The sequence below is a fragment of the Nocardia vermiculata NBRC 100427 genome (genome assembly GCF_001613265.1).
Lineage (GTDB): Bacteria > Actinomycetota > Actinomycetes > Mycobacteriales > Mycobacteriaceae > Nocardia > Nocardia vermiculata.
Genome location: NZ_BDCA01000016.1, coordinates 50,529 through 62,405 on the forward strand (window position 1 = coordinate 50,529; position 11,877 = coordinate 62,405).

The 11,877-nt window shown below is 67.1% G+C and carries 12 protein-coding genes; 3 read left to right on the forward strand and 9 right to left on the reverse strand.

Annotated features, from left to right (window positions below; all coding sequences use genetic code 11):
• Positions 1–215: 215 nt before the first annotated feature.
• From NV2_RS17565 to NV2_RS17585, 5 genes are all read right to left on the reverse strand, one after another.
• Positions 216–1,532: a lipase family protein gene (locus tag NV2_RS17565; RefSeq protein WP_245662654.1), complete on the reverse strand. Its 1,317-nt coding sequence runs from the start codon at positions 1,530–1,532 to the stop codon at positions 216–218.
• Positions 1,533–1,649: 117 nt separating this feature from the next.
• The gene (locus tag NV2_RS17570; protein ID WP_067875173.1) at positions 1,650–3,029 is read right to left on the reverse strand and encodes a phosphotransferase family protein; all 1,380 of its coding nucleotides are present in this window, start codon (positions 3,027–3,029) and stop codon (positions 1,650–1,652) included.
• Between the two features lie 76 nt (positions 3,030–3,105).
• Positions 3,106–4,020: a hydroxymethylglutaryl-CoA lyase gene (locus NV2_RS17575; protein WP_067875176.1), complete on the reverse strand. Its 915-nt coding sequence runs from the start codon at positions 4,018–4,020 to the stop codon at positions 3,106–3,108.
• On the reverse strand, positions 4,017–5,288 hold the full coding sequence (locus NV2_RS17580; protein WP_067875179.1) for a CaiB/BaiF CoA transferase family protein: 1,272 nt from the start codon (positions 5,286–5,288) through the stop codon (positions 4,017–4,019). The genes NV2_RS17575 and NV2_RS17580 overlap by 4 nt, the downstream gene beginning before the upstream one ends.
• An 84-nt stretch (positions 5,289–5,372) precedes the next feature.
• Positions 5,373–6,008 carry a TetR/AcrR family transcriptional regulator gene (locus NV2_RS17585; protein WP_067875182.1) on the reverse strand — a complete coding sequence of 212 codons (636 nt, stop codon included), beginning with the start codon at positions 6,006–6,008 and terminating at the stop codon, positions 5,373–5,375.
• 122 nt (positions 6,009–6,130) lie between these two features.
• Here NV2_RS17585 and NV2_RS17590 point away from each other — a divergent pair, with 122 nt between their 5' ends.
• Together NV2_RS17590 and NV2_RS17595 are read left to right on the forward strand one after the other, a co-directional pair.
• Complete coding sequence (locus NV2_RS17590; RefSeq protein WP_067875185.1) at positions 6,131–6,697, forward strand: VOC family protein; 567 nt, start codon at positions 6,131–6,133, stop codon at positions 6,695–6,697.
• Between the two features lie 48 nt (positions 6,698–6,745).
• Entirely contained in the window at positions 6,746–7,384 is a 639-nt protein-coding gene (locus NV2_RS17595) for a carboxymuconolactone decarboxylase family protein (RefSeq protein WP_067875188.1), read from the forward strand.
• A gap of 90 nt (positions 7,385–7,474) precedes the next feature.
• Here the strand turns inward: NV2_RS17595 and NV2_RS17600 are convergent, their stop codons facing one another.
• The 4 genes from NV2_RS17600 to NV2_RS17615 are packed head-to-tail and all read right to left on the reverse strand — an operon-like array spanning position 7,475 to position 10,996.
• Positions 7,475–8,575 (reverse strand): NAD(P)H-dependent flavin oxidoreductase, encoded by a 1,101-nt coding sequence (locus tag NV2_RS17600; protein WP_067875191.1) that lies wholly within the window; start codon positions 8,573–8,575, stop codon positions 7,475–7,477.
• On the reverse strand, positions 8,572–9,330 hold the full coding sequence (locus NV2_RS17605) for a CoA-transferase subunit beta (RefSeq protein WP_067875195.1): 759 nt from the start codon (positions 9,328–9,330) through the stop codon (positions 8,572–8,574). Before NV2_RS17605 ends, NV2_RS17600 begins: the two co-directional genes overlap by 4 nt.
• A gap of 17 nt (positions 9,331–9,347) precedes the next feature.
• Complete coding sequence (locus NV2_RS17610) at positions 9,348–10,229, reverse strand: CoA transferase subunit A (RefSeq protein ID WP_174550602.1); 882 nt, start codon at positions 10,227–10,229, stop codon at positions 9,348–9,350.
• A 2-nt stretch (positions 10,230–10,231) separates the two neighbouring features.
• Positions 10,232–10,996, reverse strand: a complete 765-nt coding sequence (locus NV2_RS17615) for an enoyl-CoA hydratase family protein (RefSeq protein ID WP_067875199.1) — start codon at positions 10,994–10,996, stop codon at positions 10,232–10,234.
• A 50-nt stretch (positions 10,997–11,046) separates the two neighbouring features.
• Between NV2_RS17615 and NV2_RS17620 the strand changes: the two genes are divergently transcribed.
• Positions 11,047–11,823 (forward strand): SDR family oxidoreductase, encoded by a 777-nt coding sequence (locus tag NV2_RS17620; RefSeq protein WP_373863579.1) that lies wholly within the window; start codon positions 11,047–11,049, stop codon positions 11,821–11,823.
• Positions 11,824–11,877 lie beyond the last annotated feature (54 nt).

Sequence of the window (11,877 nt, forward strand, 5' to 3'; positions counted from 1 at the left end):
ATCATCCTGCGAGGACCGACTGGATCGGACGGTCTATGTCGAGTCGATGCCCACTGGATTCATTGTCGAGTGGCTCCATTTTCCGGTCTTCTCAAATTTGGGGACAGCTCACTCGGTGGGATGTGTATAGGCAGCTGTGCGTCGCAGAGGGAACCGGTAGCCGACGAGGAGGCCCCGGGTATCGCGGGGCCTCCTCGAGGTTCTTGTTCTCCGGTTCAGATCGCCGGATCCAGCGAATTGCCGGGCGCAATGGTCCCGCAGCTGGTCGGTGCGGGTGCCCCGGCGAAGCGGTCGTTGATCCAGAGCAGTGCCTCGGGCAGCCAGGCGATCGTCGACGGGACATGGCTGAGCATGTCGTACTGGCGGTACAGGATCGACGGGTTTCCGGTGGCACAGTACTGGCGGGCCAGGGTGCGCACGTCGCCTGCGACCATGACGCCGTCACCGGGGCCGGCGACCGGGTTGCTGTTGTTGGTGCCTTCCAGTGCGCCGTTCGCGCCCTGGCCGATGAACATCGGGGTGGTCGGGGTCGGTGCCAGGCCCATGTCCACCTTGCGGACTGCTTCGACGAACGGCGGCACGCTGTTCGGGTCGGCATATTCGGGTTTGACCATCTGTGCCCAGGTCAGGCCCGGATACTGGAACAGCACATTGGCGATGGACGCGTACTGCATCTTGTTCGCGATCTCGGCGCCGAGCGGGCTCAGGTAGGGGGAGAAGTCGATGTCGTAGGAGCGGCCGATACCGATCACCGCCATGGCTGCGACACCTGCCCAGCCGACACTGCCGTCGATGTAGCGCAGGTTGCGGGCCGGGTTGACCAGCACGCCGCCCTCGGCCGCACCGACCAGCTGCCGGTCGACCTCGGGGGCGTAGGCGGGTGCCAGGGCGGCGGCCCAGTTGGTGGCGATCGCACCGCCGGAATAGCCCATCAGGGCGATGCGCGTCTGTTCGTCGAGCCCGACCGCGGCGGAATGTGTTGCGGCACGGATGGAATCGAGAGTGTTCATCCCGTACTCCGGACCCGCGGCGAAATCGGCGGACTGACCTTCGGTGTCGGCGATGATGATCGTGTAGCCCTGAGCGAGCAGCGGTGCTACCAGCTGGCCTTCGACATTGTTGACCGCGCCACCGAAGGACACGTCACCGGCCACCGACCGCGAGGGGCTGTCCTCCGGATTGAGCGAATCGTAAAACGATTGGTACGCGACGGCTTTCGTCGGATCGACGCCGGTCGGTGGCAGCAGCACCGAGGTGATGTTGATCGCCGGCCGCTGCTGCGCGTCGGTGGTGCGGTATTGCAGTTGCACCGCCGTGATCGGCAATGGGATGCCGGCCATGTGGTACGGCAGGGTGCGGGTCTGTAGGACGGTGCCGGGGGCGATCGACGACAGCGGTGCCGAACCCGCATATTCGTAGAACGGATCCGATGCGGCCTGTGCGCTCGGCGCGAGCCCGGTTGTCGACCCCAACAGCAGCGACACCGCCGCAGCGGCGGTCGCGATCTGCAGGACGATTCGCCCTCGTTTCACGTGAGTCCCCTTCTACCCAAACCGGACACTAATCTCCGGTTACTGGCTAGTAGTGTGAACGCAATCACCCTGTCACGTCAACATGGCAGAGATCAAGGGCGTGTCGATGCGCCGGGCTCAGCGCAGGTGTCGCGGATTCGCGATGCGTAGGCGGGCGAGCACCGCGGTGGACATCGCCTGCCGCACTGCGGTATCGGTGTATTCGAGCGCACCGGTACGTAACCGCTCGGCCAGGTCTGCCTCCGACTCGCAGCCCAGTGCCCCCAGCAGCGAGCGCACCTCGTCGGTGGCGGCGGAACCGGCAGCCGTCTCCCGCCCGGCGATGCCCAGCAGATTCGCGCACACCCGCAACAGGTAACGCGCGCGTGCCTGTTCGGGACCCAATGCCGGACCGATATCGGTGGCAAGGGTTTCGGAAACGAGGGTGAGGATTTCGGTCGGGTCCGGACGGTCGTGCACGGTCGGCGTGGGCGATGGGGACGAGGAACCGGTACCCGACTCGTCCAGCAGGTCGAGCACGGCCAGTAGATCGTATTCCGATTCGCAGACCCGGCGGCCGATGGCGGCGAGTTCGAGGGAACGCTCTTCACCGCTGAGGTACCGATTCGCCTGAAAACGGCTCAGTACCAGCCACTTCAATGTCCCGAACGCCTCCCACCAGTGCAGCTCGGCCGCGCTCGGCCGGTAGCCGGTGGCACGTTCGTAGCCGTCGAGTAGTTGCTCGCGATCGCCCAGCCCGCCCACCGGCGCCGAAGCGCCGAAACGCCAGGCCCGCACACACAGCCAGCCCAGGTCTTCGATCGGATTACCGAGATGCGCGAGTTCCCAGTCGAGCACCGCCCGCATACCGTCCGGAGCGATGAGGAAATTACCGAGCCGGAAGTCACCGTGCACCAAGGCCGTCGGATGGGTTGTCGGTGGGTTCTCGCGCAGCCGGCGCAATCCGGCTTCGACGGCCGGGCGCGGGTCACGGAGGTCGCGATAGATCTGTTCGATGGTGTCCAGCGGGTCGTGGTCGTCGAGATCGCGCAGGGTATCGAGTGGAGTGCGGTGGATCAGTCCGGCGACATAACCGAGTTGCTCGGCCAACTGCGGACGCACCGCCTCGAATGCCGAATCCCGCTGCAACTTACGCGGAATCGATTCACCGTCCACCAGTTCCATCAGCAGATACGGCGCATCGATTCCGGGTGCGGTGGCACCGTCGGCGAGGACAGCGGGCACCGGGACCCCGGATGCACCCGCGGCTCGCAGACAGGCCGCTTCGGCGTGCATCCGGGCCGCATCGCCGTGTCCGGGCGGATCGCGGCGCAGCACGGCGCGGACGGCGGATCCATTGCGCGCCTCGACCGCGTAGACCTGCCGGCTGGCACCACCGGTGAACTGCCGCAACCTGATATCGGTGATCGCGGTGCCGAAGATATCGTTCAGCAGTGAGCGCACCCCGTCGGCGAGCGTAACTCCGTCGGCTGCTGCCGAATCCGGTGTTACAGCCACGGCGCCGCCTCGGGGGAGCGGAGCAACCGGCGTGCGGTCGGCATGCGGTGCACCTCGTCCGGCTGGTGGACCGACATCAGCGGTTGTCTCCCTCGTTCGATGGCCGCAGACGACCGCCCGCGGCGAGCAGGTTGCTGGCGGCAGGCTTGCCGACGAGCCGCGACACCAGCCGTGCGGCGTCGAGCGTTCGGTCGATATCGATGCCGGTGTCGATGCCACCGTCGGAGAACATGTAGACCAGTTCCTCGGTCGCGATATTGCCGCTCGCACCGGGGGCGAACGGGCAGCCGCCGAGACCGCCTGCCGCGGAATCGAAGCGGCGAACACCGTGTTCGTAGGCGGTCCAGGCGTTGGCGAGACCTTGGCCGCGGGTGTTGTGCAGATGAATGCCGAGTTCTGTGGCGGGCGCCACCGCCCGCACCCGGTCGATCACTTCCGCGGTCCGCATCGGTGACGCGGTGCCGACGGTATCGGCGATGGCCAGCGAATCCGCACCGGACGCCATCGCCTGCGCCGCGATCTCGGCCACCCGTTGCGGCGGGGTGCGACCGTCGAACGGGCAGTCGAAGGCGATCGCGATGATCACCTCCAGCGTGCCACCGGCGGCATGCACCTGCTCGGCGATGGGGGCGATGAGCGCGACCGAGGCGGCGCTGTCACGGCCCACATTCGCGATGCTGTGCCCGTCGGAGGCCGAGACGACATATTCCAGGCGGCGCACGCCGGCGCGCAATGCCCGGCCGACCCCGCCGCGGCCGGCCACCAGTGCGGAGAATTCGACACCCGGCCATCGGTCGAGTTGTGCGGCAACGGCTTCGGCATCGGCCAGCGCCGGGACGGCGCGGGGGGACACGAACGAGGTGACCTCGATTCGGCCGACTCCCGTCGCGACCAGTGCGTCGATGAATTCGAGTTTCGCCTCGGTCGGGATCGGGTCCTCGATCTGCAGACCGTCGCGCGGGCCGACCTCGCGAATCTCGACCGCGCTCATGCGATGGTCCCTGCGTCGCGCAGGCCGGCCAGCCGGTCCGAGTCGTAACCGAGCAGGTCACCGAGGACCTCGTCGGTGTGGGCGCCCGGCCTGCTTGCCCCGCCCCAGCGCACACCGCCGGCGGTGTCGCTCAGCCGGGGCACTACGCCAACACCCTTGACCGGGATCGGATCCGCCGGATGCTCGCCCGCGGCGGGCGCGACGTGGTCGACGAAGATGCCGCGCGCGTTGAACTGCGGATCCTCCATCACTTCCGCGACGGTGTTCACCGGCCCGGCGACCACACCGTGCTCGTTGAGTAGTCCGATCAGATCGGTGGCGGTGAACTGCTGCGCCCACGCCGCGATCATCTCGTCGAGTTCGTCCTGCCGTTCACCACGGGCCACATGGGTGGCGTAGCGCGGATCGTCGGCGAGTTCGGGACTGTCCATGGCCGTCATGAGCCGCCGGAACACCGTGTCCTGATTGGCGGCGATGATCACCCACAGCCCGTCCTTGGCCAGGTAGAGGTTCGACGGCGCGATGCGGTCCAGGCGGGTGCCCGAGGGCTGCCGCACATGTCCGGTCTTGTGATAGTCGGGGATCGTGGATTCCTGCACCGCGAGCGAGGCTTCGGTGAGCGCCGCATCCACGATCTGACCGCGTCCGGTGCGTTCGCGGACCAGCAGCGCGGCGAGGACCCCCTGGAAGGCGAACAGACCGGCCAGGCTGTCGCCGAGGGACAGGGCCATACGCGGCGGTGCCTGCCCGGGAAAGCCGTTCAGATGCCGCAGGCCGCTGATGCCCTCGGCGACCGAAGCGTATCCGGCGCGCGAGGCGTACGGGCCGGTCTGCCCGTAGCCGGAGACGCGGGCCAGCACCAGGCCCGGATTGTGTTGGGTGAGAACGTCGTAGCCGAGCCCCCAGCGTTCCAAGGTGCCGGGACGGAAGCTCTCCACCACCACATCGGCGGTGCGTACCAGGTCGAGGAATACCGCCCGCCCCTCGGGGACACGTAGATCGAGGCTCACACATCGTTTGTTGCGGGCGTGCACGGTCCAGAAATACTGCTGACCGCCCGACGCCTGTCCCCATTCCCGCAGCGGATCGGGGCGGTCCGGTGCCTCGATCTTGACCACGTCGGCGCCCATATCGCCGAGCAGCCGGCCGCAGTACGGTCCGGCGATCAGGGTGCCGAGCTCCAGGACGCGGTACCCGTCCAGCGCCCCGGCGGGCGTCTCCGCTGCGCTGTCGTCGCTGTGCGCTGCTGTCTCGTTGTCGTTCGCCATCGCCTCGCTCCTCCACCTCGACGCCGCGCGCTCGCCCACTGCATTCCGCGCGGTCGCATCCGTACTCATATTGTCTGCTTCGGGTCAGGTGTCGTCCGGATCGAGGCCGAGCGCGCTGACCGACATCTGGTCGAGAGTGTTCAGCAGGGCGTTTTCGTCGGCATCCTCACCCTGGATCAGCCACAGGTACAGCGTGTGCTCGACCATCGCGGACATGGCCCGCGCGGCCAGCTCCGGATCCAGGGTGGCGCGGACCAGCCCCTCGCGCTGCCAGCGCGCGATCGACCGAGAGGTGCGTTCGATGAGTATGCGCCGATGCTCGTGCCGCAACTGCCGGAAGTTCTCGTTGAAGGTGGCGACCTGTTCGACGATCGCCATCATTCGCGCATTGCGCCGGTAGGCCGCGTAATAGGACCGGTTGGCCGCGATCAGCCGGGCAGTGGGTGACGATCCCGTGGGAGTGGGCTCCCGGCGGTGCATATCCTCGAACAGCCGGGTGCTCAGTTCGCCGAATACGTGTTCCTTGGATTCGAAATAGCGGTAGAAGGTGCCGTAGGAGACCTTGGCTTCCTCGCTGATCTGTTCCACCCGGGCGTCCGGGAATCCGACGGTCTCGAACACCTGCCGGGCCGCATCCAGCAATGCATCTCGGGTGCGGCGGCCGCGCGGTGTGAGTGCGTCGACCGGAGCGGGTGCGCTATTGACAGACGACTTCGGCACGGCTCAGACTATTCCCGAACATGACATGACTGTCAAGTCAAGTTCACTGGTATAACCCCAGCTCACGGCACTGGTGTGGTCCGTCGCGGCGGGCGAATCGGCACCACGGCGGAAGGACGGCAATGGGCACCGCAAATCCGAAGTACGAACTACGTGGCATCAACCATCTCGCTCTGGTGTGTTCCGATATGCGCCGGACGATCGAGTTCTATTCCGGCACCCTCGGTATGCCGTTGGTCAAAACCATCGAATTGCCGCGCGACCTCGGCCAGCATTTCTTCTTCGACTGCGGCGGCGGTAACACCATCGCCTTCTTCTGGCTCGCCGACGCGCCCGATGCCACACCCGGTCTGGCCGCACCGAAGGGACTTCCGGACGAAGGGGAGTTGCTCAGCGGCGTGGGCTCGATGAATCACGTGGCCTTCTCGGTACCGCCGGAGTTGTTCGACGACTATTACGAACGCGTCCGGGCCGACGGAATCAAGGTCAGCGGAATTCTCAATCACGACGACAGTCGGCCGGGAGTATCGCGGGACGTGCATCCCGGAACCTTCGTGCGGTCGTTCTACTTCCAGGACCCCGACGGCATCCTGCTCGAATTCGCCTGCTGGACCCGGACCTTCACCGATGCCGACGTATCCCACCAGCCGAAGACCGCCGCCGATCGCCACGCCGCCGCCGAACTGTGAGCCGCGCCCGAATCGTCACACCTACCGCCCGATCCGAGAGGATGCCGCATGCCCCGTCTCCGTCAAGTTCCGCGCGCCGAAGTCACCGACGAGCGGATCCTGTTCTTCTACGACCGACTGTTCGGACCCGACAAGGATCCAGCGGTCGAACCCGGCACCATCCATGCCACACCGGGCGACTGGTGGACGGTCTTCGCGCAGTCACCCGAAGTGTTCCGGCACGCGGTCCGGGGCTTCGGGGTCTATCGCAATTCGCGCCTCGATCCACTGCTGCGCGAATTGGGCCAGTGCCGAGCGGGTTACGCGCGCGGCAGTCAATTCGTCTTCTCGCAGCACTGTAAGCAGATGCGCTCGCTGGGCGCGTCCGAAGAGAAGATCGCAGCCATTCCGTCCTGGCAGCTCGCTGACTGTTTCTCGGACCTGGAGCGCGCCCTGCTCGCCTACACCGACTGCCTGGTCCACGACGGCGGCCGGGTACCCGATGCGGTGTTCGCGGTATTGCGCGAGCATCTCAGCGATCCGGAGATCCTGGAATTCACCTACATCACCGCGCTCTACGACATGCACGCCACCATGAGTCGCGCGCTGCGCCTGGAATTCGACGACCGGCCCGAACCGGTCGAGGAGGTGCGCATCCCGGAAGGGGGGGAGGTCGCGGATCTGTCCGCCGACCTGTCGGGCGAGTAGCACCGGGTTCGCCCCGGTAATCCGGCCGAACGGAAGAGGCCGCCGCGTCCGTGAGGACGCGGCGGCCTGCTGTTCGGTACGGCTTCCGGACTATGCGGAGCTGTCCGAGGTGCCCGCGGCCGAATCGACCGTCTGCAGTGCGGCCAGCGCGTCGATGCGCTCCACCGCCTCCGCGACGATGCGGTCGAGCAGTTCGGCAACGGTGGGCAGATCGTCGATGATGCCCGCCACCTGCCCGGAGGCGAGCACACCCGCGTGGGTATTACCCTCCACCAGACCGGCTTTCAGCAGCATCGGGGTGTTCGCGGCCATGATCACCTGCGACCAGGTGAGGTCCTTCTGCTTGCGCATGCCGATGCCGTCTTTGATCATGGTCGACCACTTCATCCCGGTCATACCCTTGAACTTGACGGCGTTGGACACCGCGGCTACCAGACCCCGGTAGCTGCCCGAATGTTCGAGCTTGTCGACCAGTTCGGTGTTGAGCACCCGGTGCGGCATACCGTCGACCTTGCGGGAGACCACGGTGTCCTGCAGGCCCCGCGAAAGGTACTGCTGCTTCACCGAATCCGGCACGCTGGAGTCCTGGGTGAGCAGGAATCGGGTACCCATCGCGACACCGGCCGCACCGTAGGACAGCGCGGCGGCCAGGCCGCGGCCGTCGAAGAATCCACCACCGGCGACCACGGGAATATCGACTGCGTCGAGCACCGAGGGCAGCAGCAGAGTGGTCGCGACCGCGCCGGTATGCCCACCGCCCTCGCCGCCCTGCACGATCACCGCGTCGGCGCCCCACGAGGCAACCTTGACCGCGTGCTTGGCCGCGCCGATGGACGGCACGACCACCACGCCGTTGTCCTTGAGCCGGGAGATGAGCTCCTTCTTGGGCGCCAGTGCGAACGACGCCACCTTCACGCCCTCCCGGATCATCAACTCGATCCGGTCCGGAGCGTCCGACCCGTCGGCGCGGATGTTCACGCCGAAGGGCTTGTCGGTCTTGGCTTTCGTCTTCGCGACGGCGACCTCGAGCTCCTCGAGCGTCATCGTGGCCGACGCCAGAATGCCCAGGCCACCCGCGTTGGCGGTCGCCGCGACGAGACCGGGGCCGGCAACCCAGCCCATCCCGGTCTGCACGATCGGATGCTCGATGCCGACCAGTTCGGTCAGCGGAGTCCGCAGGCGCGTGGTCACGAGGCCACTTCCTTTTCCCGGACACCCTTCGGGTCCAGCACGGTGCGGATGATCCGCAGCTCTTCCTCGGTGGGAGTGCGGGACACCTCGGCGCTGTCGAGACCGGCGATCTCGAACGAGGTGTTCTCCGCGACCTGGTCGGCGCTCACGCCGGGGTGCAGCGACAGGGCCCGCATGGTGTGGTCGGGGCCGCCGAAGTCGAAGACACCCAGATTGCTGACCACCCGGTGCAGGTGGTGGAACCGGTACGCCGGATTGTCCGGGTCGATCTTGTCGTAGCCGAGTCCGCAGACGATATCGACCTTGTCGCAGAACACCCGCTTGCTGTGCTTGGGCACGAAATAGCTGGTCGGGTGGTTGATCGTGTTACCCGGCGCACCGCGCACACCGAACATCTGCCGGGTCGGCTGCTGCAGCGGGCCGAACGCGGAGAGGTTCTGATTGCCGTAGCGGTCGAGCTGGTTGGCGCCCATCACCACGTGGCGACGGCCGGAGGCCACCACGTCGAACACCTTGGTGAACGGGATCCAGCCCTCGGTGGGAGCCTTGGCGCCCAGGGCCGGGGTGTCGGCGAACAGCAGTGCCTCACCGTCGGACAGCAGCAGATCCGGTTCGAAGGTCAACCGCGCCAGCCGCGCCCCGATGGTGGGCGTGGGAGACATCGGGCTGGCCATGATTTCGCCGGCGCCACGGAAGATTTCGGCGCATGCGACCGCGCAGACCTCCGCGCGGGTAGCAGTGGTGGTGTCGCTCACAGCCCCTCCTGGGTTAGTCATTTCGCCTGCTCCGCGGCGAATTCGGCGACCGCGGACTGATATTCGGCCTCGGACACGTCCAGGTAGCGCGCCTTGAATGCGGCCCACGTCTCGGGATCCTTGGCGGCCTCGACGTAGTGACGCTGGAACTTCTCGTCGCGGCCCTGGCTGCCCGACAGCGTGAAGTGCGAGCCACCGGGGGACTCCACCACACCGTCGACCATCATGCGGTTCAGGATGATCGACTGCTGCGGAACGGCTTTCACCAGCTCCTCGGTCTCGACCAGCCGGTCCACCGAGACGTAGCGGCGTTCGGCGGCCAGGCAGTACAGGTCGTCGAAGTACGGGTCGACGCCGGTGTAGCCGGCGTTGCCGTGTTTGTCGCCGATATCGAGATGGACGAAGGCGGCATCGAGGTTCAGGGCCGGCATCGCGATCAGCGTCTCGGTACGGCCCTGCGCGTCCGGGTACGGGGAGGCCACGGTCTGCAGCTCACCGTCCCAGAACCCGAGCACGTCCGAACCCAGACCCGCGCGGGTGGGCTGGAACGGCAGTCGCGCCGCGGCCGCCTGCAGGCCGGTTTTGACCATGCCCTCGTCCATTTCGCGGGACACCAGCTCGGCGCCGGTGCGCGCCTTGGCGAACCACGGGTCGTAGAACGGCGCCGAGTCCAGCGAGACGAATCCGTAGTAGGCCTTGCGTACCTTGCCCGCGGAGCACAGCAAGCCCAGGTCGGGGCCGCCGTAGGTGACGACGGTGAGGTCGGTGACGTCCGAGCGCAACAGCGCCCGCACGAACGCCATCGGCTTACGTCGCGAGCCCCACCCGCCGAGGCCGATGGTCATCCCGCTGCGCAGCTGGGAGACCGCGTCCTCCAGCGACATTCGCTTGTCGCGCATGCCTATTTTCCTCCTTTTTTGGCCGCGAGGTCCGCGTCGAACCGGTCGCGGATCTCGTCGGCGACACCGGCGAGGTTGAGTTCGAAGGTAAAGCCCTGCTCGAAACGGTAGCTGCGGTGCACATCCTGCACATCGATGCCGTTGAGCGCGCGCTTGGCCGCCCGGATGACCCGGCCGTCCTTCTCCGCGATGTTCGCGGCGACTTCCAGTGCGGCAGCGTCCAGTTCCGCGCGCGGCACCACCTTGTGCACCGATCCGAAGTGGTGCAGCTGCTGGGCGGTGACGGTGGACGCGGTGTAGAACAGCGTGCGCATCATGTGCTGTGGCACCAGCCGCGCCAGGTGGGTGGCCGCGCCGAGCGCGCCGCGTTCCACCTCCGGCAGGCCGAAGGTGGCGTCGTCGGAGGCCACGATCACATCGGCATTGCCGACCAGGCCGATGCCGCCGCCGAGGCAGAAGCCGTTCACTGCGGCGATCACCGGCACCTGGCATTCGTAGACCGCGCCGAAGGCGTCGTAGCAGCCGTGATTGGCGTCGATCAGGGTCTGGTGGCCCGGATTGCGCTGGATCTCCTTGATGTCGACCCCGGCATTGAAGCCGCGGCCCTCGGCGCGCAGCACGACGACCTTGGTCTCCGGATTGCGCCCGGCCTCGCGGATCGCATCGGCCACGCCGAACCAGCCCGCGGTGGGCAGCGCGTTGACCGGCGGATAGTCGATCGTGACGACCTCGATACCCGAGGTCTCGGTGTGACGGTTGATCCCCATCGCATGTCCATTCGTTGGCAAAGCAAGCAAGTGCTTGGTAGGTTATCACGGTGGCAATCGAAGTGGACCTGACCGGATCGGTAGTACTCGTCACCGGCGGAGTCCGGGGAGTCGGCGCCGGCATCAGCCGGAGCTACCTGGACGCCGGCGCGACCGTGGTGGTGTGTGCCCGCCGTCCCGGCGAGGCGCCGATCGAGAGTTCCGGACGCACCGCGGAATTCCTGCCGTGCGATGTGCGCGACGCCGACGCGGTGAACGGCCTGGTCGAGGAGGTCGTGCGACGTCACGGCCGGCTCGACCACGTGGTCAACAACGCCGGAGGTGCGCCGTTCGCGCCCACCGCGACCGCATCGGCCAATTTCAATTCCAAGATCGTGCAGCTGAACCTGCTCGCTCCGCTGGTGGTCTCCCAGGCCGCCAACGCCGTGATGCAGCAGCAGGACGAGGGCGGATCGATCGTGATGATCTCCAGCGTCAGTGGGCACCGGCCCTCGCCCGGCACCGCGGCCTACGGCGCCGCCAAGGCCGGAGTGGACAGCCTGGTGTCGTCGCTGGCGGTGGAGTGGGCGCCGAAGGTGCGGACCAACTCGATCATCGTAGGCATGGTGGGCACCGAATCCAGCCATCTGCACTACGGCGACGACGAGGGCATCGCCGCGGTCGAGGCGACGGTGCCGATGCGGCGACTGGCGACACCCGAGGACATCGGCCGGGTCGCGGTATTCCTGTCCTCGCCGCTGGCGGGGTATGTCAACGGCGGCTCCCTGATCGTGCACGGCGGCGGCGAGCGGCCCGCCTTCCTGGACGCGGCGACCGCCAACGCCTGACCTCGCAGAGCACTGCGGCACTGCCAATCATTGCAGCACTACGGAAATGAGAGC